General features: G+C 59.5%; 27 protein-coding genes and 1 pseudogene. 11 read left to right on the top strand and 17 right to left on the bottom strand.

Features of this window, described 5'->3' with window-relative positions; all coding sequences use genetic code 11:
- Positions 1-90 precede the first annotated feature (90 nt).
- Together NF876_RS33410 and NF876_RS43660 are read left to right on the top strand one after the other, a co-directional pair.
- On the top strand, positions 91-957 hold the full coding sequence (locus NF876_RS33410; protein ID WP_262272456.1) for a GntR family transcriptional regulator: 867 nt from the start codon (positions 91-93) through the stop codon (positions 955-957).
- A 66-nt stretch (positions 958-1,023) separates the two neighbouring features.
- Positions 1,024-1,725, top strand: coding sequence for an NIPSNAP family protein (locus tag NF876_RS43660; RefSeq protein WP_373696759.1), 702 nt, complete (start codon positions 1,024-1,026; stop codon positions 1,723-1,725).
- Between the two features lie 427 nt (positions 1,726-2,152).
- Here the strand turns inward: NF876_RS43660 and NF876_RS33405 are convergent, their stop codons facing one another.
- Together NF876_RS33405 and NF876_RS33400 are read right to left on the bottom strand one after the other, a co-directional pair.
- On the bottom strand, positions 2,153-2,494 hold the full coding sequence (locus NF876_RS33405) for a cupin domain-containing protein (RefSeq protein WP_262272455.1): 342 nt from the start codon (positions 2,492-2,494) through the stop codon (positions 2,153-2,155).
- A gap of 79 nt (positions 2,495-2,573) precedes the next feature.
- Positions 2,574-3,041 carry a low affinity iron permease family protein gene (locus NF876_RS33400; protein ID WP_262272454.1) on the bottom strand — a complete coding sequence of 156 codons (468 nt, stop codon included), beginning with the start codon at positions 3,039-3,041 and terminating at the stop codon, positions 2,574-2,576.
- 414 nt (positions 3,042-3,455) lie between these two features.
- Here NF876_RS33400 and NF876_RS33395 point away from each other — a divergent pair, with 414 nt between their 5' ends.
- Together NF876_RS33395 and NF876_RS33390 are read left to right on the top strand one after the other, a co-directional pair.
- Positions 3,456-4,070, top strand: coding sequence for a PRC-barrel domain-containing protein (locus NF876_RS33395; protein ID WP_262272453.1), 615 nt, complete (start codon positions 3,456-3,458; stop codon positions 4,068-4,070).
- A gap of 141 nt (positions 4,071-4,211) precedes the next feature.
- On the top strand, positions 4,212-4,370 hold the full coding sequence (locus tag NF876_RS33390; RefSeq protein WP_262272452.1) for a DUF3309 family protein: 159 nt from the start codon (positions 4,212-4,214) through the stop codon (positions 4,368-4,370).
- Positions 4,371-4,633: 263 nt separating this feature from the next.
- Here NF876_RS33390 and NF876_RS33385 read toward each other — a convergent pair whose 3' ends face one another.
- Positions 4,634-5,140 (bottom strand): hypothetical protein, encoded by a 507-nt coding sequence (locus NF876_RS33385; RefSeq protein WP_262272451.1) that lies wholly within the window; start codon positions 5,138-5,140, stop codon positions 4,634-4,636.
- 243 nt (positions 5,141-5,383) lie between these two features.
- Here NF876_RS33385 and NF876_RS33380 point away from each other — a divergent pair, with 243 nt between their 5' ends.
- The gene (locus NF876_RS33380) at positions 5,384-6,679 is read left to right on the top strand and encodes a PQQ-dependent sugar dehydrogenase (protein WP_262272450.1); all 1,296 of its coding nucleotides are present in this window, start codon (positions 5,384-5,386) and stop codon (positions 6,677-6,679) included.
- 79 nt (positions 6,680-6,758) lie between these two features.
- On the opposite strand, the gene NF876_RS33375 is transcribed toward NF876_RS33380, so the two are convergent.
- Positions 6,759-7,187 carry a hypothetical protein gene (locus NF876_RS33375; RefSeq protein ID WP_262272449.1) on the bottom strand — a complete coding sequence of 143 codons (429 nt, stop codon included), beginning with the start codon at positions 7,185-7,187 and terminating at the stop codon, positions 6,759-6,761.
- 51 nt (positions 7,188-7,238) lie between these two features.
- Here NF876_RS33375 and NF876_RS33370 point away from each other — a divergent pair, with 51 nt between their 5' ends.
- Positions 7,239-7,742 carry a DUF3455 domain-containing protein gene (locus NF876_RS33370; protein WP_262272465.1) on the top strand — a complete coding sequence of 168 codons (504 nt, stop codon included), beginning with the start codon at positions 7,239-7,241 and terminating at the stop codon, positions 7,740-7,742.
- 581 nt (positions 7,743-8,323) lie between these two features.
- Here NF876_RS33370 and NF876_RS33365 read toward each other — a convergent pair.
- Positions 8,324-8,737, bottom strand: coding sequence for a hypothetical protein (locus NF876_RS33365; protein WP_262272448.1), 414 nt, complete (start codon positions 8,735-8,737; stop codon positions 8,324-8,326).
- Between the two features lie 645 nt (positions 8,738-9,382).
- The gene (locus NF876_RS33360) at positions 9,383-10,555 is read right to left on the bottom strand and encodes a YihY/virulence factor BrkB family protein (protein WP_262272447.1); all 1,173 of its coding nucleotides are present in this window, start codon (positions 10,553-10,555) and stop codon (positions 9,383-9,385) included.
- A gap of 706 nt (positions 10,556-11,261) precedes the next feature.
- Here NF876_RS33360 and NF876_RS33355 point away from each other — a divergent pair.
- Complete coding sequence (locus tag NF876_RS33355; protein ID WP_262272446.1) at positions 11,262-11,405, top strand: hypothetical protein; 144 nt, start codon at positions 11,262-11,264, stop codon at positions 11,403-11,405.
- 48 nt (positions 11,406-11,453) lie between these two features.
- Here NF876_RS33355 and NF876_RS33350 read toward each other — a convergent pair whose 3' ends face one another.
- The 8 genes from NF876_RS33350 to NF876_RS33315 all read right to left on the bottom strand — a co-directional run bounded on the left by NF876_RS33350 (position 11,454) and on the right by NF876_RS33315 (position 16,408).
- Entirely contained in the window at positions 11,454-12,218 is a 765-nt protein-coding gene (locus NF876_RS33350; RefSeq protein ID WP_262272445.1) for a LuxR C-terminal-related transcriptional regulator, read from the bottom strand.
- A 274-nt stretch (positions 12,219-12,492) separates the two neighbouring features.
- The gene (locus NF876_RS33345) at positions 12,493-12,795 is read right to left on the bottom strand and encodes a hypothetical protein (RefSeq protein WP_262272444.1); all 303 of its coding nucleotides are present in this window, start codon (positions 12,793-12,795) and stop codon (positions 12,493-12,495) included.
- A gap of 496 nt (positions 12,796-13,291) precedes the next feature.
- Positions 13,292-13,711 (bottom strand): hypothetical protein, encoded by a 420-nt coding sequence (locus NF876_RS33340; protein WP_262272443.1) that lies wholly within the window; start codon positions 13,709-13,711, stop codon positions 13,292-13,294.
- Positions 13,712-13,740: 29 nt separating this feature from the next.
- On the bottom strand, positions 13,741-14,025 hold the full coding sequence (locus NF876_RS33335; RefSeq protein WP_262272442.1) for a hypothetical protein: 285 nt from the start codon (positions 14,023-14,025) through the stop codon (positions 13,741-13,743).
- Positions 14,026-14,161: 136 nt separating this feature from the next.
- Complete coding sequence (locus NF876_RS33330; protein WP_315975102.1) at positions 14,162-14,845, bottom strand: Crp/Fnr family transcriptional regulator; 684 nt, start codon at positions 14,843-14,845, stop codon at positions 14,162-14,164.
- A 161-nt stretch (positions 14,846-15,006) separates the two neighbouring features.
- Positions 15,007-15,393, bottom strand: a complete 387-nt coding sequence (locus NF876_RS33325; RefSeq protein ID WP_262272440.1) for a PRC-barrel domain-containing protein — start codon at positions 15,391-15,393, stop codon at positions 15,007-15,009.
- Positions 15,394-15,672: 279 nt separating this feature from the next.
- Positions 15,673-15,843 (bottom strand): hypothetical protein, encoded by a 171-nt coding sequence (locus tag NF876_RS33320; protein ID WP_262272439.1) that lies wholly within the window; start codon positions 15,841-15,843, stop codon positions 15,673-15,675.
- Positions 15,844-16,120: 277 nt separating this feature from the next.
- Positions 16,121-16,408, bottom strand: a complete 288-nt coding sequence (locus NF876_RS33315; protein ID WP_262272438.1) for a hypothetical protein — start codon at positions 16,406-16,408, stop codon at positions 16,121-16,123.
- Between the two features lie 515 nt (positions 16,409-16,923).
- On the opposite strand from NF876_RS33315, the gene NF876_RS33310 reads away from it, so the two are divergent.
- Positions 16,924-17,241: a DUF1330 domain-containing protein gene (locus tag NF876_RS33310; protein ID WP_262272437.1), complete on the top strand. Its 318-nt coding sequence runs from the start codon at positions 16,924-16,926 to the stop codon at positions 17,239-17,241.
- Between the two features lie 58 nt (positions 17,242-17,299).
- Here NF876_RS33310 and NF876_RS33305 read toward each other — a convergent pair whose 3' ends face one another.
- The gene (locus NF876_RS33305) at positions 17,300-17,851 is read right to left on the bottom strand and encodes an arsenate reductase ArsC (protein WP_262272436.1); all 552 of its coding nucleotides are present in this window, start codon (positions 17,849-17,851) and stop codon (positions 17,300-17,302) included.
- A gap of 84 nt (positions 17,852-17,935) precedes the next feature.
- A complete protein-coding gene (locus tag NF876_RS33300) occupies positions 17,936-18,394 on the bottom strand; it encodes a YybH family protein (RefSeq protein ID WP_262272435.1) in 459 nt (152 codons plus the stop codon).
- A gap of 155 nt (positions 18,395-18,549) precedes the next feature.
- Here NF876_RS33300 and NF876_RS33295 point away from each other — a divergent pair, with 155 nt between their 5' ends.
- The 3 genes from NF876_RS33295 (at position 18,550) to NF876_RS33285 (ending at position 20,776) form a co-directional block, all read left to right on the top strand.
- Positions 18,550-19,257, top strand: coding sequence for a sigma-70 family RNA polymerase sigma factor (locus NF876_RS33295; protein ID WP_262272434.1), 708 nt, complete (start codon positions 18,550-18,552; stop codon positions 19,255-19,257).
- A 35-nt stretch (positions 19,258-19,292) separates the two neighbouring features.
- The gene (locus NF876_RS33290) at positions 19,293-19,604 is read left to right on the top strand and encodes an SWIB/MDM2 domain-containing protein (protein ID WP_262272464.1); all 312 of its coding nucleotides are present in this window, start codon (positions 19,293-19,295) and stop codon (positions 19,602-19,604) included.
- 968 nt (positions 19,605-20,572) lie between these two features.
- Complete coding sequence (locus tag NF876_RS33285) at positions 20,573-20,776, top strand: hypothetical protein (RefSeq protein ID WP_262272433.1); 204 nt, start codon at positions 20,573-20,575, stop codon at positions 20,774-20,776.
- Between the two features lie 99 nt (positions 20,777-20,875).
- On the opposite strand, the pseudogene NF876_RS33280 reads toward NF876_RS33285, so the two are convergent.
- Positions 20,876-21,343 (bottom strand): annotated as a pseudogene (locus NF876_RS33280) (transposase); the annotation flags it as partial.
- Positions 21,344-21,468: the final 125 nt, after the last annotated feature.

Raw genomic sequence — 21,468 nt, 5'->3', positions numbered from 1 at the left:
AGTACGGGCGGGGCACACGATGCTGTCGGCGTCGGGTGCATGCGCGCAAGGGACCCTTCGCGACAAAGCGCGATGCGGCCTGCAGTGGCCATGGCGTTCTCCCTTTCCGGGATCGTCGAAGCAACCCCGTTATTGACTGCTAGCGTGCATACAAATTTTCTACACGTCAACACCCTCCTGCGTTTTTTGATGTTTGTCTCGGGCGCAAGAGTGGTGCATACATATTTCATGATATATTCTGATCTCCCCGCCGACGTCCGGGACGAGACGTCGTCACTGCCCGAGCCCTCCGGAGGGCGCAAGGGTCGCCTCCATGGCGCAGCTGTCACCGCGCTGCGGGAAAGGATCGTTTCAGGCCAGCTCTTGCCAGGTGCGTTCCTGAGGGAGAAGGAACTCTGTGAGGACCTCGGTATCTCCCGAACTCCATTGCGCGAGGCCATTCGGACGCTGGCAAGTGAAGGGCTGGTGCGACTTGTCCCAAACCGGGGTGCTATTGTGGCGCCTCTCGATCTCGACGAGGTAGAGGCGCTCTATCAGACGGTCGGCCATATTGAGGCTGCGGCGGCCAAGCTGGCTTGTGTGAAGGCCAGCGATGAGGAGATCGCGGCGATCACGATCTCCCATCATCAGATGATGATTGCCTACGTGCAGCGCGATCTGCCTCGATACATCGTGCTCAATCAGGACATCCATCGTGGGATTGTCGCAGCCTCCCACAACTTCGTTCTTTTGGAGGTTTGGGATCTGCTCGCTCCCCGTGTGCGCCGTGCCCGCTCGGCTGCCAACCTGTACCCAGCCCGATGGGATGCTGCCCTGCGCGAGCACGAGGCGATGCAATCAGCTCTTGTCGCTCGGGACGGGGACAGACTCAGCGCCCTAATGGAGCCCCATTACCTCAATGGTTTGGCTGTGATGCGGGCGGCAAGAGAGACCGGCGAAAGCTCAGGTGCGGCTTAAACAGGGTTTGTATACACGCTGGTGAGAAGGAACTTGTATACACAGAGATCAAATTAGGGGGTCGACATGTTCTACGAGTTGCGGATGTACCACGCTGTTCCGGGACGCCTTGAGGAACTTGTTGAACGGATAGGGCGGGTGCTACCACCCTTCTTTGAGCGACACGGTTTCCCGCCGCGGCTTGGCCAATGGACGGTAAGCGCCGGTCCGTCAGTACCCATGTTCGTGTGGCTGCTCCGCTGGCCGGGCGGGTTCGAACAGAGGACCAGGTGCTTTGCCGGTCTGGGCGCAGATCAGGAGTGGCAGGCGATCCGCCAACGGACCAATGGAACAAGCGAGATGGTCCTGCGATACGATCTGCGCTTCCTAACTGCCTCGACCATTTGGCCTCAATTGGATGTAGATGAGGCTGCGCTGCCCGAGCCAGTAGGCGCTGGCCTCTTTGAATTGCGTATCCATGAGGTGCCGGTCGGCTCGCTGGGCACTGCCAACGAAATCCTCGCCAGATCGTATCTCCCTGCGGCTGCAGCTGTCGGAGCGACGATCCTGGGGCTATTCGAGAACCAGACCGGCCCTGCAAATCCAGGTCTTACCATGCTTCTTGGGTGGCGGAGTTACGATGACAGACGCTCTGGCCTTCGGCAGCTCGGGACAATGCCTGACCTGCGTACGAGCGATGCCATTCAGGTTCTAGGCCCAGCAGCGTCCATTCTACTGGAGTCCACGCCCTACGGACACCCGAACTTCGGCTTGAGGCCAAGCTCTTGAAAGTGCAGCCGAAGCCAACCGACGGTTTGAGGAGAGCATAAGGGATCGTGGGGCAGCGGTGTCTCACGCCAGACCGAACGACCTCTGACTGGGCTTGCTCAACGTTCTGGAGTGTGAAGCAGCACCAAAGGTTGCCCCCTCGCCAGGGAAGCGTAACGCCTTGGCTTAACGACACAAAATGGAAATTTAATGGGGTCACGGTCGGCGCCGATGATGACCCCGCCGACGCGATGAATTCGCCAGCAAAGCCATGCACTTAATGTCTGCCGGCGCGAGAATTTAGCATTCAATGCTGCCCCACACGCCGTTCTCACGATGAGCATCACCAAGGATGAGTTGCGGACAGTTCCCGAATTCAGAATTCCCCGCTGAAGCCGGTCCAAACCACATGGTCTCAGGACTGACCGTGGCGGTCACCAGCAAGACGCTACGCCTTTTCGCGGCCATGCACCTGAGCAGGAGGAGCAGTCGCTTCGACTGCGGTAAACGTCTCCAAAATCCGGTAGGTATGCTCAGACCCTGCGGGAACGACCCAGGAGTCTCCCGGCTCCAGCCGCACAGTCTGGCCCTCAATCTCCAGTTCCGCTCTGCCTGCGATCACATACCCAACCACCTCATAGTCATGCCTGTGCTTGGGTTTGTCCTGTGTGGGCTCCTCGTCGCGCCAGAGCCGCATCGACACTCGCTTGCCAGACGCAAGATACACCTCGCCTTGACTGCCAGTCGGCGAATGAGCGCTGCTCACCTTGGTCACCGTTGTGTCAGCCATCTCCCTCTCCTGTGCTTACCCTTGTGAAGAATCATGTCAGTCGCGACGGCCTGTTCGCCGCGCTGTTCTGGATCGGCTCTCACTTGTGGGGCTTGAATGGCAATGGTCCGCTGGTGGCCTCGTCAGCCGCCTGGGCCGCTTTCTCGTTCACCGCCCCTTCCGCCATATCGGCGGCCTGCTTTGCGCCTCTGAGTTTCTTGGCTCGCGTCTCACAGCGCTTGCGAAGCTCGTCCAATTCTTCTTCGGTGAGATGCTCGATGCCAATGTATTGGTTTTGAGCGGCGCTGGCCCGGATTAATTCATCAAGCTTGGTCTGAATCGCCGCTCCGTCGCGGTTCTGGGTGTTCTGGATCAGGAACACCATCAGGAACGTGACAATCGTGGTGCCAGTGTTGATGACAAGCTGCCACGCATCAGAGAACTGGAAGATCGGTCCGGTGACGGCCCAGAGACCCACCACCGCCACGCAAATCGCGAAAGTAATCGGCTTGCCGGTTGCATGCCCCACATGCTCGGCAAAGTCGGTGAAGGTCCGAGACAGCGACATTGGCGCCTCCGTCACGGGAGCCGCGACAGACGCCGTTCTGCGGCGGCTCCCAACAGCAGATTGTCGGCTTACCAACCCGATAAGGCAAGCGCGGTGCTCACTCGCGCGCTGGTGTCCAAGAGGGCCTGAATCGCAGTCTACCCGATATTTTCCGGCGCGGCAGACAGGGCTGCTTGAGGCCACAGAGGCGCAGAGCTTGGCCGTGACCAGCTTTGTGGCTGATCGAGCGCCGCAACAAAAACCCCGTTGCGGGACGGGGTTCAAGGTTCAGGAGAAAACAGGCTCTCGAAGGCAATGCTGCTCCACCTGGGCCAGTTCCTCTCTCGAAGAAAGAACGTTCAGCCGAACGAAGGGCTTAACCTCCCGTTATCATGGTATGCGCCGCATAGCGCAGACAAGACGATGGAGGAACACATGGCTGCAAAGCATCTCGCGTTAGTTCTTCTTGGTACAACCCTGATCGCGGTCCCGGCTCTGGCCCAAACCAATCCGCCCGCAGCGTCCACAACGGCCCCAGCGTCAGGCGCGACGAACACCGGCAACTGGATAACCCAAGAGCAGCCGGGGCAATGGCGGGCCTCCAAGCTCGACGGCTTGAACGTCTACAATCAGAATAACGAGAAGATCGGCGACATCAGCGAACTGATCGTGGACAGCAGCGGCACAATCCAGGCCGTGGTGGTGGGCGTCGGCGGGTTCCTCGGCCTCGGTGAACGGGACGTGGCGATCCCGTTCGAGCAGATCAAGTTCGTGAACGAGCCTCTTGCTGTGGCCACCACCGCCCCTGCCGATGGCCGCACAGTGGCGACCGACCCGAATGCCCCAGCGGCTCCGCGAGCCCCAGCTACAGCAACGGCCCCAGCCACGCCAGGGACCGTCAATCCGAACGCGCCGACCACCACCGGCACAGTGGCGACGGACCGGACCGCCGCTGCCGCGAACCGCTCGGCTCCGGATCATGCGCTGCTGACAACCAACATGACCAAGGATCAGCTAAAGGCGGCTCCCGAGTTCAAATACGCTCGCTGAGGGTGTCAATCCTCAAGGAAGGGGTCCCATGACCCCTTCCGCTCTTAATCCGAGGCCGGTCGTGACGCGGATGAGCGCAGCCAGAGAGTTCTATACAGCGATGTTACCTTGGCATGGGGCTAGATCAGGGAGAGCGACACCATGAGCGTCGGAACAATCCTTCTTATCGTCCTCATCCTCATCTTAATTGGCGTTGTTCCGGCGTGGCCTCACAGCCGAGGCTGGGGCTATGGTCCCAGCGGTGTCCTTGGCGTCATCCTGCTGATCGTTATCATTCTCCTGCTGTTGGGCCGTCTTTAAGCCGTTTCGCGTGACTGGCGCAGGTCGGTCAGCTCGGGCCGGAAGGCATGTTCATTTTGGGGTTTGTCACTCATCGGTCCGCTCCCAAGAGATCCGTTCCCCAAAAGATGCTGCCGCTGGTGAGCGGACAGACAGATGCCTCACGGTGAAATCATAACCCTTCGCAGCCAACGCGATCCGCTCCTCGACGTGGGCCGTTGAGGCAAGCAAAGACATCGGTTGGTGCGCCCTTCCTGGTTCGCACCATCATTCAAGCATGTCCCTCATCGCGGCGTTGATGATGCTCTGCGGAAGGTTGCTTGTTGAACACCGACAAGGCTGTTGGGCCATCGATGGCTGACGGTATTCTCCTCACAAATCTCTTCTCCTTGATCGACGGCCGGGTAGAAGTCAGCCGGATCGATCTCCGAGAGCGGCATGAGTCCAGTTGAGTCTGCGCAGCCGTCTCGGTTCCTATCGAACGAGAATTGTTGAGACCGGAAGTCCATTACTAGGAACGGGTTCGGCTCAAAGAGCCGGTCACATACGATAAAGAATGCCGCGAGGGCGTTGGGTCCCTTCAGACTGTCAGAATAGTAGAGGCCTTTGATAAGGCGGCCTGGAGCCACCACGCGAGGGTTGCCCCGCACGATGAGCCCATTCAAGTCCGGCATTGAATGCTGCCCTAAAGAGCAGGATGGCAGGGATGCCACCAATCGAACCGGACGGGCGAGACTGACGCTGGTCAGCAGCAGGAGGACTGGAAGGCAGAGTATGGCGGCGAGCATCACACATCCCTCCACACAGGAAGCGTTATTATGCGCCGATTTGGACCTAAGGGTTAGCCATCTGTCTGGTAGTCTCGTTGAGGCAACAAATGTGTGAAGTTGTCTGGGCTAACCCGATTGCTTTCCCGCGATCCCATCTCCTGTTGCAGGGGCTCCCGTCACCTTCATATTCCTTGACGTGGCGATCCACCCCTGACCAGAGTGTGTTGTTCAACTCTCAGAACAACTGGGCAGAGGGAGGAACCCATGAAGGCTTTATGGCTCAGCGCAGCTTCAGCACTTCTTGTTGCGTATCCGGCTTTCGCTCAACCGTCGACCCAACCTCCAGGAAGCGCAGGGGTGGTCACACAATCTCCCACTGGCAATCTGGAGCGCCTGTCCGGCTTTCAGACCACCGGCACCGCCGCGCCAAAGCCGATCCCGCAGGAGGGCCGCAGGGCCGATGCGCTCCGTCGCAATCTGGAGAAGGTGAAGCTGCCGGATGGCTTCAGGATTGAGCTTTACGCCGTCGTGCCTGATGCCCGTCACATGGCGGTGGGCCCGAATGCCGGGGTGGTGTTCGTCGGCACGCGCAAGAGCAGCATGTACACGGTAACAGATCGCGATAAGGACCGCGTTGCCGACGAGGTCATCCCGTTTGCGGCAGCGATCAACTTCAAGATCCCAAACGGCGTCTGCTTCTCACCGGATGGCATCCTCTACGTGGTCGAGCAGAATAGAGTCATCCAATTTCCGGCAGCCGAGTTCTTCTACGAGGGCGGCGCCGACGTTCCTATATTCCAGGTCGTGAAGCAGGGGGACCTGATCCCGTCCACGGAGGAGAGCTTCAATCACACGGCCCGCGTCTGCCGGATCGGTCCTGACAACAAGCTCTACATCGCGCTCGGCCAGCCCTTCAACGTGCCGCCGAAGGAGAAGTTGGAGCTTTACAAGCGCGTCGGAATGATGGGGATCATCCGGATGGACCAAGACGGCAAGAACCGCGAGGTCTATGCCACTGGTATTCGGAATTCAGTCGGCATCGACTTCAACCCTGCCGACAAGACCCTGTGGTTCACAGACAACCAAGTTGACGGCATGGGCGATGATCAGCCTCCGGGCGAGCTGAACCGCGCTACTCAGCCGGGGCAGGATTTCGGCTTCCCCTATTACGGTGGCGGGACCGTTCGCACCATCGAGTACAAGGATGATCCGATCCCGGCGGGTGTCGTGCCACCACAAGTCGAGACTGCCCCGCATGCGGCCGATCTCGGGATGTTGTTCTACACGGGAAGGATGTTCCCCCAGAAGTACCAAGGCGGCATCTTCGTAGCTCAGCATGGATCCTGGAACCGGACCAAGCCAATTGGTGCGCGGGTGACGTTCACCTCTCTCAAGCCCGACGGCACGGCGGACAAGACCGAGGTTTTCGCCGAGGGTTGGCTTACCGAGAATGGGGAGTATCTCGGTCGTCCAGTCGATGTCGCTATGCTCCTCGATGGTTCGCTTCTCATCTCGGACGACACAGCAGGTGCGGTCTATCGCATTTTCTACGAGAAGTGATTTCCCTCCACGGGCGCGACCGTGCTGCGCCCGTGTACTAATCTCACAGCAAAGCTCGTTAGCCACCTGCCGGGGGATGTCACATTAAATGAGTATAGCTGTTGGGCTGCCCGACGAGGTCAGTTTTTGCACAGCCCAAGCCGTTGATCTCCCTCCGCGCGAGATTTTCCTCGACAAGAACAGGGTAGTATTCGCCGTTAATGTGACATCCCCCTTCCGCAATAACGACCTCACCTGCGCCCTTGTCCCAAGTGTGCGGCGTTTCGTTGAAGGCGAGACTGCTGCCCGGCTCATAAATGAAGACCCGCCATCCGGGTCCGGAGGTCCGCACGACCAGACGGTGGCACTTGCTTGCGTCGCGCTGGAAGCCTATCGTTTCCGCCCGCCGCAAGGTCGTACGAGCCAGTGTTTCGTCTCCGCGACCATGCGGGCCCGGCAGCTTCAAGCCGAGCCAGCCGGTCCTCGAGCTGGTATAGGTGAAGCGCCTTCTGCTTCGGAGGGTGTTCATCGGCAGCGCCCCCGATCTGCCCGCCCGGCGAAGGGAGTGACCGCCTTGAACATGCCAAAGCTCACAGCCCTCGTGGCTGCAGTTCTCTTGCCTGTCTCAGTGCCGTGGATGGCGAGCGCCCAAGTACCTGACCCAATCGCCGCTCCTGGTGAGACGCTCATCGCAATGCTTCACGCCGAGGGTGCCCAAATCTATGACTGCAAGCTCGACTCGGAGGGAAAGCTCGTGTGGCAATTCCGCGAACCGATTGCAACCTTGCTCATGGATGGCAAGACGGTCGGTTGGCACTATGCCGGTCCGAGTTGGGAATTGGGTGACGGCAGCAAGGTTGTCGGCAGAGTGGTTGCGAGGGCTCCGGGCACGACGCCCCAAGACATTCCATGGCTGAAGCTCGAGGCAGCGTCGCAAGCCGGAACCGGCAGACTTACCGGCGTGACGACAATCCAACGGCTCAACACGAAAGGCGGCGTTGCCGCGGGGGCGTGTGAGGCGGTCGGAGCGCTCCTGAGCGTGGCCTACTCCGCAGACTACGTGTTTTTGAAGAACCGCAGTTGATCCCTGGCCAAGATTGCACTGTCAACTTGACTAAATAACAGCCATATTGGACTGCCCGCCACCGACCTAAGGCACGGCATCTGCACCATGATAGGGGAGCCTAGGGTAGGAAGGGGCCAGCGCAAGATGTATTCCTAATTGAGCGCTAAGATAGAGCGGATCGACAACTGATGGCGCGGGGCCTGAAGCCTGACCACATGTGTTGGGCAAAGTGCTTAGACGTGAATCGGGTTAACCCATTGCTACCTCTCCCTAATCCTGGCCACGAAGCCCTCGAAGCAACGTTACTCGCTCGGGCGGATCTTCCGGGTGGCCGCATCGTTCCTGCCGACGGGTCCGTGGTGCTGTATGGCTCCTCAGACGCCTAAACCAAAACGTATTAGGCCCTTGGCTTGCTCGACACACCTTAGTGGAGAGCATGTTCCTGCTACGTACTCCGTGAGCGCTCAATCAGGAGCAGATCTTACTCTGATCCCGGAGTTGGACGCGAGATGCGACGAAACAAAGCGGATGGACCGATCTTCTCTCGATAGTTCGGTTGTTAGGTGATGATAGCCCTCAGCGTACAGGGGTAGTCTGGATCACTCTGGCCCTTCTTCGGGCAGCCGGCACACACCTGACAGAAAGTCCCGGATCCGGTAGAGGCTGAAGGTTAGGGGCGTGCTCGACAGGCTGATGTGGAGCATTCCGATGGGCGAGGGGCCGATCCGGAAGAAGCCGACGAACTCGCTCGTGCTGAGGAGGCCTTTCTGCAGTTTCTGCGAGAATGTTGCGTTGTCGGGAAGCGCATTGGTGAGGATCAGGGTCGCGGTGTCGAAATCGAAGGTCTGCCATGTCAAGGCAAACGGGTCGGACGGGTCGGCCTCCTCAATTCTCCCCTCGGCATTGGCCCTGACGTGCGAGAGCGTGGTGCAATGAAGCCGCGCAGCTTCGGCACCGTCAGGGAACAGCGCCGCGCAAGCTGTCAGGACAGCCGCGAGACGCACTGAAGTCACCGAGGCGATCCTCATCGCAGGCTGTCCGCAAACCGTGCATCGCACTCCACCCGACAATAACGCAGGTAGGGACAGAAACCATGCCAAGACGGACCACGAACGGAGTACAATCCTTTAACCTTGGCAATAACCTGCACGTGAGCCACTGTTCGATGACGAGGCGAGCGATCATGTGAGGGGGCTGAACTCGACCTTGGGTCTGCCTGATCACCTCAAGTGGACGGCCGACATGGAACGGGCCCGGTCGCGAGGCGACGGGCCCGTGGTGACCCGTAGGTCACACGTCACTGACGGTGTTCCGGAATGATCCGGTCAAACGGCTCAATTTGTGAAGCTGAGACAAGCGCCTCTGACGCAAGAAGATGGGAGAGGCGGTCGCAGCCCAGGCGGATTGTCGATCTTGGCCTCCCTGTCAGCCAGGACCGCTGCGGGTGCGCGGCCCAGACGGGTCCGTGCCCGGGGCGGCTTCGGGAGCCCGCGGCGAAGGCCACCCCGCGCGAATGAACAGCATGTTCCCGTCGCTCCGGGCCTGCCTTAACCCATGTGAAACGGGGCTGCTGAAAAATGCAGACCCAGGGCTCTTGCGGCAGGAACTGTGGAAGCCCACGGAACCACGCTGGCCGTGGCGCATCTCGGGTGCGGTCATCACGACTTCGCGGCCCCGACGGTGTCGGCCATGGTCGCGCCGCGCTGCCCCAGCGGACGGTCAGGCCCGACGGTCGTGTCCCTGGCAGTCTGGTGCTCCATCTCGGCATTGATCTCGGCCCCGAGCAGCACGACGATGCTCGAGATCCAGATCCAGGTCATGAAGCCGATCACCGCGCCGAGAGAGCCGTAGGTCTCGTTGTAGCTGCCGAAGTTCGCCACGTACCATGAGAACAGCATCGAGGCGACGAGCCACAGCACGGCCGCCACGAGGCTGCCCGGCGTGACCCATTTCCACTCGGCCTTGTCGCGGCTCGGGCCATAGCGATAGAGCACCGCCAGCCCTGCCACCACTGCGGCCATAAGGATCGGCCAGCGGGCCAGCGAGAGCAGCCATTCGATCCCGCTGCCCAAGCCGACGAAGTCGAGGACGATCGGCAGCACGACGATCCCGGCGAGCGCCAGGAGAATGAACGCGACGGCCGCCAGCGTGAACGCCAGCGACTCGAGGTTCAATTTCACGAAGCTGCGCTTCTCCTCCTCGTCGTAGACGATGTTGAGGGCGTCGAAGACCGCCTTCATGCCGGCGTTGGCGCTCCACAGCGACACCGCCAGACCGATGACAAAGCTGAAGCCCAGGGTGCCCTCGCCCGCCGAGGCGATGCGGATCACCTGCTCCCGGATGATCTCGAGCGCGCCGCCCGGGAGAACGCCGGAGAGTGCGGTCAGGTGATCCTGGATCGTGGCCGGATCGGCAAACAGGCCATAGATGGAGACAAGGGCGCCAAGCGCGGGAAACAGCGCCAGCAGGGCGTAGTAGGTCACGCCCGCGGCGACCGCCATCAATCGATCCTGCCCGAATTCCTCGTAGGTCCGCCACAGGATGTCCCACCCCTTGGCCGGGATCTCGGTTGGTGCGCTTGCCTCTCGTCCCCTGCCGGGCTCCGAGGCAGCGGCCGCCGGGGCATGCTGGCTGGCGTTCTGCGCTCCGGCCTCTCGGCCAGTCTGCTCCGTACGTCCAGGTGCCCGAGCCGGAGGTCTCGTGGTCGTCCTGCTCCCTCCAGACACGAGGCGGACCAGAACCATGCCGGCCGCAGCGGCCAGCAGGGCGGAGGTCGTAGACGGAGTGGAATTCTTCTGCGGATCCTGGGACGAGGGTGTTGCGGCGGGCATGTCGGATGCGAACTCTGAGGTGAACTGATGGGCCAGGCTTGGCCGTTAGGCTGACCGCAACATCGAGAGGTATGTTCCATCCTGACCGTCTCCGCAGGCAGTCCGGAGATCCTGCACTGCCACCGACCGCCTGTGAACCGACACTCCGGTCCTTCCTCAAGCGCCGCGTTGATCCATCTCAACGCGGATCCCGGCTATCCCGTGTTGTCTGGGCCACTGGTGATGCACTGAGGACGTGGTGCTGTTGCCTTACCGATAGCGACGGGAATGGTCGCAGCGCCAACCGGCTTAACAGTCCCGTCGAACATGGCTGCGGAGTATGCACCGGGTTATGGCGCACCTGTCAGCCGAGAGCGAGACAAGCGGCTACTGCGGACACACAAGCCAGTAAGGCATGCTGCTGCTATCGTTCCCGTCCGAACAGTGCGGAAAGCAAACCGCCCTGCGTGCGGACGGGCTGAGGCTCAACATCGCCCTGAGTTGGTTCATGACCAGCCCCTTCTTCAGATGCCGGCTCAACCTTAGCTTCTGAGGAGACATCCAGCCCCCCCAAATGCTGCTCGCCTGCCTCTCGCATGGAGCCTTCGGGTGCTTCTAGGACTGATAATGGAGTGGACGCGGGCTCCCTCTCCACGTCTTGTCCTGCGGTCGAGAGCACCTCGATCCGGCCAGGGAAGTCATTTCGGCTCTCATACTGGACGTAGTCGTGGAAATCCGACCTGATCCGGTGCGGCTGATCGAGCAGGACCTCATTCCGGACTTCGAGCACGAAGAAGCGCCCTTCCGGAGTGGCACATCCACCCGGCTGACCAATCCTTCGGAAAAGCTCTTCCAGGGACCGGGTGGATGAAAGTGGACGCGAACCTGATCCCCAACCGCAATCTTCATCGGCGATGTCTCAGACATCCAGAATCGTTGCTCCATTTCTCGGCAGACGCTGAGACGCCCACATGGCCGCCTGGGTGCGGTTAGATACCCCAATCTTACGCATGATGGCTTTCACATGCACCTTGACGGTTGCTTCGGTGATTTCCAGTTTGTGGGCGATGACTTTGTTGGGAGCGCCATCCCTCAGATGATTCAGAACCTGCACCTCTTTTCCTGAGAGGTTGTAGGTATTCAGATCAGGCCGCTTCGGCTCTCCTGCGCTGTCTTGAAGCGATTGGTTACGAGTGTCGGATGTCCCTTCCATGATCGAGCGCAGGATCTCAAAGGGCAAAACACTCTCGCCCAGCATGACGAGTTCAAGGAACTTGATCAGAACTCCAGGGCCAGTTGCGATCAAACAGAAGCCGTTGACGCCAGCCTCATGTCCCAGCCTCATGAAGTCGAAATCATATTGATCTGCCACAACAACGATCCGAACCTCCGGAGCCTGATCCCGCACCTGCCTGACGATCTCAAGCACACGACCGGCATTCTGGCGGGCCTCAATCAGAACCAGAGCAACATCCGGAACTAACCCTTGGAACCGTCTTGACCCAGCAACCGATGCTGCCTCGACAATGACGAAGGGGCTTCCCGACAGGATATGTTGAAGCCCTGAGCGCAGTAGGGAGTTATCACAGATCAGAGCCGTTGGGATCGTCGGAGTGAGACTCCCGGTCGGGTAGCCTGCGTTGGACGAGCGACTATGAACAAGTGTCAGTGTTCGCGCGGCCATCTGCGCCCCCTGTTTAGTTTCCTCAGTAGCAGAAACTAAACAGGGGACACGACCTCTGTCTGTCGGCTACCCGACGAAAGATGTCCGCCAATCGTGGTCCGAAGGTTCACTCGGAACCAATTTCCAGGTGACTAAGCTTAACAATATAAGCTGTGACGGACGGTGTATTCTGTGCTGGAGAGACAGCGGGTAGCGGGTAAAAAAATGCGCCCATTGAGGGCGCTTGAGGTCCCGGCCCGTAGGGGCAAATGAGCCGGTGAAACGATAGAACCGATCAGCCTGCTGCTCGAAGATCGTCCGGTACGACTGATAGTAGGTGCTTCTGGAGTTCGGCGATCAGCATCACATACGGCTGACGCCGCTCGCGGTGCCTGCGGTGAAGATTCTCTACAATCTGCTTCCTCAGCACTGGATTGGTTCTGCTGTGCTCCAAACGCTGAACGTCATGCAAATGCTCGAAGTCGAGGTTCGACAGAGTCCGCGACGTGCTCTGCCATAAACCATGGAGATCGAAGCTGTTGTTCGCGCCGCCGATCAGGCGGTTCAGAGCAGACGAAACGTGCTGTTGGTTCTGCATAGCGGCCCTCGATGGGTCGCGCTGAGCCGCACCTTTATTCCGGCGCCAAAGCTCAGCGCGTGCCATTCTCAAGAAACGTTCATCCCTAAACTGTCCTGCTTCAGCACATATCAGTTATGCTACGGCTCCGGGCCACCTCAGCATGAGGAAACCGGTAAATATCAGCCGTGCTGAGTAGATATTTTGCGGAAAGTGCGCAGGGAAATACTAAACAAGGCACCCCTTGTCTGTCTGCAACCCGACATAAGACATAACTCTTTCGTATAAGTTAGCCTGCCGCAGCCGGATAATTTCCTCACCTATAGAGGAATTTACAATAAGAGCTTCGCTATACGACGTTTATGCTAAATTGAGGGACGAAGCCATGCGTATCCAAGTCATTGCTTCAGAGGTCAGCCTATGCCTCTCGGCCAGAAGGATGGCAGTGAACCCAGCCCTCATCGCCGACTGCAATCTTCATCGTTGATCCTTCTCCAGCAAGCACACGTCCAAGGGATTAGATGTCCGAGACCTCTTCCTCCGCCGCGACCTGAAGTCTTTCGATGGAAATCCAGCCGACGCAGGTCCGGAGAATAGGAGCCAAGTAGGCACGTTCTCCCTGGATTTCTATGATCCGGCACGGGTATGCACGCTGATCGCCAGGAGGACGACAGATCACCGTCATCCCGGGGCGAACTTCACCGCTTCGACCCTGGCAGGAATTCCCTTGGGGCTCATTGCTTCGTAAAGCCTGAAACCAGGAGCCACTTTGACCGGGCTTGATCCAATCCAGCGCCGCAAGGATCGCGCGGGCTTCAGCCCGGTGGCACTCGGTCAGCACGTGCAGCAAAGGAGAGGTCTTATAGCCAGGAGCCCAAGGGACACGAACAAGCTTGGCCAGTTCCTCGGCAACGACCTCAATCTCCTCGTCCGTCATTGTGTGTGGCCAACGCTTGTTGGAGCAGCCTACTGCGAGAGTTGGTGGATGCGCTCGTGCAGGATAGCGATTTGCTGAAGGTAAGGCTCGCGCCGCTGGCGGTGGTGCTGCTTAAGCTTCTCCAGCAGGCGTATCTTCAGTTTCCTATCCAGCATGCGGCCATTGATGTTGTCGCATTCACGCTCGTGCTCGTAATCGATATCGGCCAAAGTCCCCAGCAGCGACTGGAGCAACGGTTGAAGGTCAGGAGAATACATCCTTGCCGTGACCACCTGCTGGGCCGATTGCGCGGAGCAAGGTTTATTGTCGGCCATCGCTTTCCTCCCTGGATCTGGTTGTACAGCGCGGGAAAAGATGCGGAGGGAGGAGCGATTTGTCTGAGAGGAATCTTACAGAACGACCAATTTCTCCTAACTTATGTTATCCACAACTGCCCTTTTATCGCCCATATCACGACATAGTCGAGCCAATGTCGTCATCGGCTGGAGCGTAGGTGCGGGGCAGCAGGCGCTCATAGCTGCGGCGGATTTTGCCATAGCACTCGCAGGCCGCCTCTTGGAGACCAGCCCGGTCCGTGATGACAATGCCGCCGCGGCGCTGGCGGATCAGGCCTGCCCTCTGGAGCGTGCGCAGCACGATGCTAACGCTTGGGCGCTGAGTTCCCAGCATCTCAGCCAAGAACTCATGCGTGAGCGGCAAAGTGTCCTGCTCAACCCGATCATGCGTGCTCAGGAGCCAGCGGCAGCAGCGGGCCTCCACGCTGTGAACCGCATTGCAGGTGACAATCTGGAAGGTCTGCGCCAGCAGCGCCTCGGTGAAGCGGTACAGCAGCAGGCGCATGCGCGGGCAGGCATTGACCGCCTCACGCAGCCACTCGATCTCGACCTGCGAGGCCGTTCCGGGAATCTGCACGATGTAGCGCCCGAAGGATTCGCGGGTGAACAGGGCGCTGATCAAACCAAATACGCCCTCCCGTCCGAACACCGCCACCTCGACCGATCCGCCATCCTCCAGCACATTGACCAGCGACACGACGGCGTTATGCGGGAAGTAGGTGTAGCGGATGGCTTCGCCTGCCTCGTAGAGTACCTGCCTTCGGTGCAGGTCTATGATCTCCAGGTGTGGTTCGAGCAAGGCAAAGTCTTCAGGCTCGAGCGCTGCCAAGAGGCGGTTGGCTCGATGTGTCGCCATGTTGGACAGATGTGCCATTGGCTCACTGCCGCAGCCTCGTAGCTGTCTCCCTCGCCAGCCTACGTGAGCAGAATAAGCTGCTCTGGGATAGCTCGGCTTACCGCTTACCAGCCCCAGTACGGCGGCACCTTCCAGTGGTCGTGCAGGTCCTGCTCCCGTCTGCGGTCCCACCAGTCCTTCTCATCCCCGGAGACCACCGGAGCCCCAGTGAGTTCCTCGGGGGTGATATCGGTGCGGAAGCCGCCAAGCTGGGTGTCGTACTTGAGCTTTTCCCACGGGATGGTGTGCTCGTGGCTGCCGATCCCGAGAAAGCCGCCAAAGCTCATCACCGCGTACACCACCCGCCCGCTCGCCTTCTCGATGATCAGGTGGTGAATGGTGCCGACGTGCTTACCTTGCAGGCTGTAGACCGGAGTTCCCTCAACCCGACTGCTCTCGATGAGGGGATGTACGGACGTGTTTGTGTCGGATGTTTCTGCTGCCTGGGTCATGACAAACCCTCCTGCGCAGAATGGCGACAGAACCAACCCACCTCAGATCGGGCAAGTTCCACATGGACTCGCTGTCGTGCCTGTTCGAGAGGATGGCGTCAGCTACCTGTGGAGGTCGGCGTCGTGGCGCACCTGTGCAGGCTTTGCAGCGATCATCCAATGACCCTGATGCCACTCCCACAAGATGCGGCCCAGGCCGATGTCGGTAACGCAGCAGGGCACAGGGTTCGAGGTGTTCTCAGGCATACAGCCGTTCCGTGTTCGCGTATGAGCCTAAGATCAGTCACCGTCAGGCGTCCGATCCGGGACCGGAATATCGCCGTCGCCATAGCCGCGCCGCCCGTGGAGCTTGACCTTCGAAGTCGGTGCAGGCCGGTCTTCCAGCAGCCGCACGGCTTTCCAGACCGAGTTTACCACCTTCTGGATCGGACTGATCGGCGTCTTTCTCATGAGTGGCTCGCCTCTCCTATAGGCTCGTGCGCCTGCGGGTGAAATACCAAACCACAGCAGCGATCACGATGGCCAACAGTATCCACCACCACGTGGCGATTCCGCCCGCAGGCGCTGCCGCAGGATCGCCAGGGGGTGTCGCTGGAGCGGTCGTCTGAGCCAGAGCCAGCGACCATGAGAGGACAAGCAGGCCAGGACCTGCGAGCGCGGCGGATCGAACATTGTGCATGTGCTCCTCCTTGATTTCGTCTCACGTGAATGTCGGAAGGTCACGAGGCTAATAGCGGAACGTCATCTGATCCATCAGATGCTGTAACTCAGTCGGCCTCTGAACATAGGGGGTGCGCTCCCGCTGGTAACGCTCACTAAGCTGGGCCGCGTAGCGCATTTTGATCGCCTTGGGGCCTGCCCACCCGTGAAGCTGCTTTTGGTGAATCTGGTGGCGAACGTCGAGTTCTGCCAGCGCCGCCAAGGTGCTCTGAAGCTGGAGGAGCAGGTCGGCAGGATACCATGGACATGGCAGCGCCAGGGCTGATGCTCGTCGCGTGATAGAGGTAAGCGGCATCGAATACCCTCCCTCTTCTGGAAGGGGAGAGCATAGCAGCTTTCGGGTTAGAAAGAAGTCAATGTCTTATGATCAAGTGAGAATGATCGCGAGCCCGCCTCCTTCCGCCAGCAAGACCTGACGCAGGCATTTTGATGACTAGACGCGCCTGAACGATCGGAATCAGCACCCCGCCTATGCCTCCAGTCGAAAACCAACGGCGATGTTGGCTCCAAGCGCAATAAAGCCGACGACGAACATATCCTTGCTGTCAAGGTCAGCGTATACTTCCATGAGATGAGGATGCCATGATGCACAAGAGAATAAGGTCTTATGTTTCCTTTGAAAGCCAAGCGCTCGTGGTTGCCGGACTGGCCTTCTTGTTTTGTGGGGCGGTGATCATGGGCTTCATGTGATGCTCTCCCAACCTTGATCGCGCTGCTGCTGATGGCTGCTGTTGTCGTGATCTACGTGCTTGCGATCAAGTCTGGGTAGAAGGCCCTGTAGTGCGGCCAGAAATACCCCGGAGGTTACCCATGGCTTATGTCATGCTCCAGTATGACCGCCCATCCGACACACAGAACTGGAACAACTACAACCAGCATGTGTGGGATTGGATTGATCAGTTTCTGAAAATGCCGGGAGCGGTATCGTTCGTCGCGTACCGTACCACCAATCAGGAAAGCCCCGACACCTTCACCATGCTGGAGTTCCACACGTTGGAGGAAGCTCGGCAAGCAGCAGCTTCGGAACCGCTGAAGCGCATTCTCGCTGAGTTACGGTTGGTTGGTGCGGTGGCCAGGGTGCTGCTGGTGGAGCGCTCGCCATTCACGCCCAAACCCGTCCTGGCTTGAATCCAGAAAGCTCCCCCAAGGCAGTCCAGCTTTGCTCATGAGACCGGAGCCTTCCACCTCAACCCTGCTTATGTGGGATGCAGGACCGCCCACTTGCCGGGACAATGCTTGCTCCCTCCTGGTGACCAATGGCCTGAAGCCGGATTCCTATCGCGAACCGATCAAGGGTCGCCAGTGGCAAGTGGACAAATGTGCTAATCCGGTTCTTCAGGAACTCAAAGGCGCGAATGAAGGCTTGCTCCTTCTCGGCATCGGAACCTTCGACAGCGGCTGGGTCGTCGATGCCCCAGTGAGCGATTGAGGGATGTCCTGGCCAGACCGGGCAGGCGTCACCAGCCGCGCTGTCGCAGACGGTGAGAACAAAATCCATCACAGGGGCTCCCGGAGCCGCGAATTCGTTCCAGCTTTTCGAGCGATACCTGTCTATAGAATAGCCGTGGTCGCCCAGCACCTTCAGTGCCAGTGAATTCACAGCGCCTTTCGGCTGACTGCCCGCCGAGTAGGCCATGAAGTGGCCTGCGCCATTCTTGCGCAGGATGCCTTCCGCTAGGATCGACCGGGCAGAGTTGCCGGTGCAAAGAAACAGGACATTGTAGGTTCGCTCGGTCATGGGGGCCCCCCCCTTGACCAGACATTGCAACTCAGCCCCGTGCTCCAAAGCGTCAAGTTCCTTCGATCCGCTGCGTTGTCTCTCCTACAAGGCAGGCGGGTGGTCTTGCTTGGTGCCGAAGGAGCGTGAGGGGGTGCCAGGGAAGAGCGACACGTGGGTGTGCTGTGCCACCCAATCTTCCAACACAGCCTTTCGACCCAGCACGACGGTCGCACGTCCAGGTCGGTTAAAAGCCTTGCCGTCCTCCGTGTAGCCGGTGGACTCGAACACTGCCATGCCAACTGCCGTGAGCCGGTCGGCTGAGACTATGGTGCGAAGATTATCCAGATGCCATCGGAACTGATCAATATGGCTCCAGACCTTTCGCCACTGCTCCTTCTCTGTAGCGCTACGTCCCAGCGTGAAGGCCGCATAGGTGCCGAAGGTGATCAGGTCATCAGCAAAGAGCGGGCGTGAGCCTGCAAAATCCACCGTCTGAATGCAGACCTGGAGCGTGCGGAACCAGCGGCGGATCAGGGCAACATCGTCATCATGCTCGGCCATGGCAGCCTCCTGGGGCTGAGGCTTGGAGGCCCGATGCTGCTCCTGCGTCAGCAGGAGGTCAAGCCATCAGGCGTCTCCAGGCCAATGGGTGATTGGACTGGCTGACCGGCAACCGGAGGTGTATGGTGAAGCTGTCGCGAAGGTGGAGCGTGGCCATGACGCAAGCCACTCGCCAACACAACTATCCCGCTCGCAAAGAACCAGATCGCAGCCACTCCGCACGGCATAAGCGGATACGGGTGCGTCACATCCATCGCCTCTCCCATACACAGCATCTCGCTCTGATTGAGGAGGCCCGCGCGAGCCGCCGCTCGAAGCATATGCGAGACCAGCTTTCCGCCTTTCTGCCGCACCTGCGGGCCTTTGCGCTGCATCTCACCCGCGATCCAGTCCGGAGTGATGATCTTGTGCAGAATACCATCCTGCGGGCATGGGCCAATCTGGATCACTTTCAGCACGGCACCAAACTGCAGGCGTGGCTGTTCACCATTCTGCGCAACAGCTTCTACTCAGAGCATCGAAAGCACAGATGCGAGGTCGCAGACCCAGAGGGTGGCTTTGCCCGACGCCTGATGGTTTATCCTGAGCAGGACGCCAGGCTGATGCTGCAGGACCTTCAAAAGGCGCTAGCGCGTCTGCCACCAGAACAACGCAACGCCCTCGTCCTGGTGGCTGAACAAGGTGAGAGCTACGAGGATGCAGCGGCGGCCTGCGGTGTGGCAGTGGGCACACTCAAGAGCCGGGTCGACCGAGCCCGCACCCAGCTTGCAGCGATGTTGCAGATGGAAAACCGGCACGATCTCGGCCCGGACGGGATGCTGCTGGCCGCACTCCAACCCTCGCAGGCCGCAATTGCCATGTGAGATCGTTCCTGATGTTGCTCAAGGTGGAGGATCACATGATGAACTCAACGCCTGAGAAACCGGACAACTGGGTGGAAGCACCGGGGGGTGCGGCTGATAAGCCAGCGTCCGCCTTCCTTGAGCCGTTACAGCCGTCGCCGGAACTGGCTGCCATTGTAGGTTCAATCCCCCTGCCCCGCCCGGAGGCGGTGAGCAAGATCTGGGAGTACATCAAGAAGCACAAACTCCAGAACCCGCAAAACAAGCGCGAGATCATGGCGGACGAGAAGCTTCAGGCGGTGTTTGGAGGCAAGAACAAGGTCAGCATGTTTGAGATGAACAAGCACCTCGCGCAACATCTCAAGTGAAATGCAGTACGCGGCGAGTTCTGCACGACTTTGCGGGCAGCGAATCCGTGGGCCTGTAGCTAAACCATTCGTCTCAATTGAGCGGCGTGAAGGCGGTCGCGAACCGCTGCTTGGCGCAGGTAGTGAGCCGCTGACCGCAGGCGGTTTGCCTCAGCCATTCGATGCTGATCTTCCAGTTGTCTGGTCTTAAGCTCAAGCCTCGCCACAGCACGCTCCCGACAGGCAGCCCAGTGCTCAAAGGCATGCGCGTGCTGGAGGAGTTCTAGGGGATGGCAGACCTCGATCATCTGCGCACCAATCATGTGCATTTCAAGCAGAGACAACTTATAGGCGGTTATATCTGAACAGGGGCTGATGGGACTCCTATCCTCCTGAGAGCAGATGCAGCGGGAGCTTGGCGTCTCTGTCAGCCCTGCACCGAACGATGATTACTCGCAATGATCGGCAGTGGTGCAAAGGCGTCTGGCATCGTGGAGTAATGATGTCTCACTCAGCTTTTCCATCCTTTCGCTCCCCTAATTGACGGATGAAGGAGGCAAGCTCGTCCGGAAGCGCCTCTTCGAGTGCCACTGGGTGCTGAACTTGCAACCATCGTCCAACCTCGGCAGCAAGCTCGGCTGGCGTCAGCGCGTCCCGAAAAGGGCTGTTCGTCCCGCCGTTGGGCTTCGCGGAATTTGGTCCGCCTTCGTCTGGTGAATCCGCAGCCATTGCGTTCTTCCGGCTGCCCCAAACCTTTGGAACCGTTTGACTTGTTGTCAGTGACAACCCGTAGCAGGCGCTCCGGTTTCAGCGAAAGGTTTACATAAGTTAAGAAAAATGCAACCGTGGCCGTCAACTGAATGCTGGTCTTGCCGCAGAGCATTTGTGCGGCTTCACGTCTCTATGGGGAGCTTCGACCAGCGTCCATTTGTCATCATAGGTTCAGTCCAAGCGCGAGTACCGGTGCGGTTTTCGAGGCGAGGTGTTCCATGGCGCACAAGTTCCAGGTTGGTCAGACGGTTCTGCCAGCCCACCCCAGGGGAGCCAATCCCAGCACCTACGTGATCGTCCAGGTGCTGCCCGAGACCTCGCACGAGCGCCAGTACCGGATCAGGGCGTTCTCAAGTTCAACTGAGTGCATCGTCGGCGAGACGCAGATCAAAGCGCTGAAACCAGAGCCGAGCCTCTCGTGAACTTCCGGCACCGGTCAGGGACGTGCCATGCCTGTAGACTGAGGTGGCTCGGTTTGTCTGAACAGCGTTTTCGGTTCGCTAAGTGGAGCGTCTGCGGGGTCAGGCTGCCGCGCGTTGCGGCAGCGAATTGAAGTAGGCCTGATCGGGCGTGCTCCGGTCAAGGCTCGAATGAGGCCTTCGGCCATTGTAAAAGGTCAGATATCGAGCAATCGAAGTACGGGCCTCAGCGACAGTATCGTAGGCCCTCAGATACACCTCCTCGTATTTGATGCTGCGCCACAGGCGCTCGACAAAGACGTTGTCGCGCCAAGCGCCCTTGCCATCCATGCTGATCGCGATCTCGTTTTTGAGCAGCACACTGGTGAAGTTGTGGCTGGTGAACTGACTTCCTTGATCCGTGTTGAAGATTTCAGGGCAGCCGTAGCGGGTCAGGGCCTCCTCCACCGCTTCGATGCAGAAGGCGGCCTCCAGCGTGATGGACAGCCGCCAGGCCAGAACCCGTCGGCTGAACCAGTCGACCACCGCCGCCAGATAGACAAAGCCGCGCGCCATGGGAATGTACGTGAGATACTGTCGGCGAATTCAGGCGATCGGCGCCAAGGCGGCAAAGCGTGTCACGCGCGTTGTGGCCCGTGGCGATCCGTCCAGCCAATGCACAATCCGCGAGACGTTCATCGCGGCGGCTGTGCAGA

It is taken from the genome of Microvirga yunnanensis (genome assembly GCF_025460875.1).
Note: the sequence above shows the minus strand (reverse complement) of the source record. Positions and strands in the feature narration are given on the sequence as shown.

Coding starts and splice junctions, on each gene's coding strand:
- NF876_RS33410 (WP_262272456.1), top strand. CDS start 91: ATGGCGTTCTCCCTTTCCGGGATCGTCGAAGCAACCCCGTTATTGACT.
- NF876_RS43660 (WP_373696759.1), top strand. CDS start 1,024: ATGTTCTACGAGTTGCGGATGTACCACGCTGTTCCGGGACGCCTTGAG.
- NF876_RS33405 (WP_262272455.1), bottom strand. CDS start 2,494: ATGGCTGACACAACGGTGACCAAGGTGAGCAGCGCTCATTCGCCGACT.
- NF876_RS33400 (WP_262272454.1), bottom strand. CDS start 3,041: ATGTCGCTGTCTCGGACCTTCACCGACTTTGCCGAGCATGTGGGGCAT.
- NF876_RS33395 (WP_262272453.1), top strand. CDS start 3,456: ATGGCTGCAAAGCATCTCGCGTTAGTTCTTCTTGGTACAACCCTGATC.
- NF876_RS33390 (WP_262272452.1), top strand. CDS start 4,212: ATGAGCGTCGGAACAATCCTTCTTATCGTCCTCATCCTCATCTTAATT.
- NF876_RS33380 (WP_262272450.1), top strand. CDS start 5,384: ATGAAGGCTTTATGGCTCAGCGCAGCTTCAGCACTTCTTGTTGCGTAT.
- NF876_RS33375 (WP_262272449.1), bottom strand. CDS start 7,187: ATGAACACCCTCCGAAGCAGAAGGCGCTTCACCTATACCAGCTCGAGG.
- NF876_RS33370 (WP_262272465.1), top strand. CDS start 7,239: ATGCCAAAGCTCACAGCCCTCGTGGCTGCAGTTCTCTTGCCTGTCTCA.
- NF876_RS33360 (WP_262272447.1), bottom strand. CDS start 10,555: ATGCCCGCCGCAACACCCTCGTCCCAGGATCCGCAGAAGAATTCCACT.
- NF876_RS33350 (WP_262272445.1), bottom strand. CDS start 12,218: ATGGCCGCGCGAACACTGACACTTGTTCATAGTCGCTCGTCCAACGCA.
- NF876_RS33345 (WP_262272444.1), bottom strand. CDS start 12,795: ATGCAGAACCAACAGCACGTTTCGTCTGCTCTGAACCGCCTGATCGGC.
- NF876_RS33340 (WP_262272443.1), bottom strand. CDS start 13,711: ATGACGGACGAGGAGATTGAGGTCGTTGCCGAGGAACTGGCCAAGCTT.
- NF876_RS33335 (WP_262272442.1), bottom strand. CDS start 14,025: ATGGCCGACAATAAACCTTGCTCCGCGCAATCGGCCCAGCAGGTGGTC.
- NF876_RS33325 (WP_262272440.1), bottom strand. CDS start 15,393: ATGACCCAGGCAGCAGAAACATCCGACACAAACACGTCCGTACATCCC.
- NF876_RS33320 (WP_262272439.1), bottom strand. CDS start 15,843: ATGAGAAAGACGCCGATCAGTCCGATCCAGAAGGTGGTAAACTCGGTC.
- NF876_RS33315 (WP_262272438.1), bottom strand. CDS start 16,408: ATGCCGCTTACCTCTATCACGCGACGAGCATCAGCCCTGGCGCTGCCA.
- NF876_RS33310 (WP_262272437.1), top strand. CDS start 16,924: ATGGCTTATGTCATGCTCCAGTATGACCGCCCATCCGACACACAGAAC.
- NF876_RS33305 (WP_262272436.1), bottom strand. CDS start 17,851: ATGACCGAGCGAACCTACAATGTCCTGTTTCTTTGCACCGGCAACTCT.
- NF876_RS33300 (WP_262272435.1), bottom strand. CDS start 18,394: ATGGCCGAGCATGATGACGATGTTGCCCTGATCCGCCGCTGGTTCCGC.
- NF876_RS33295 (WP_262272434.1), top strand. CDS start 18,550: ATGACGCAAGCCACTCGCCAACACAACTATCCCGCTCGCAAAGAACCA.
- NF876_RS33290 (WP_262272464.1), top strand. CDS start 19,293: ATGATGAACTCAACGCCTGAGAAACCGGACAACTGGGTGGAAGCACCG.
- NF876_RS33285 (WP_262272433.1), top strand. CDS start 20,573: ATGGCGCACAAGTTCCAGGTTGGTCAGACGGTTCTGCCAGCCCACCCC.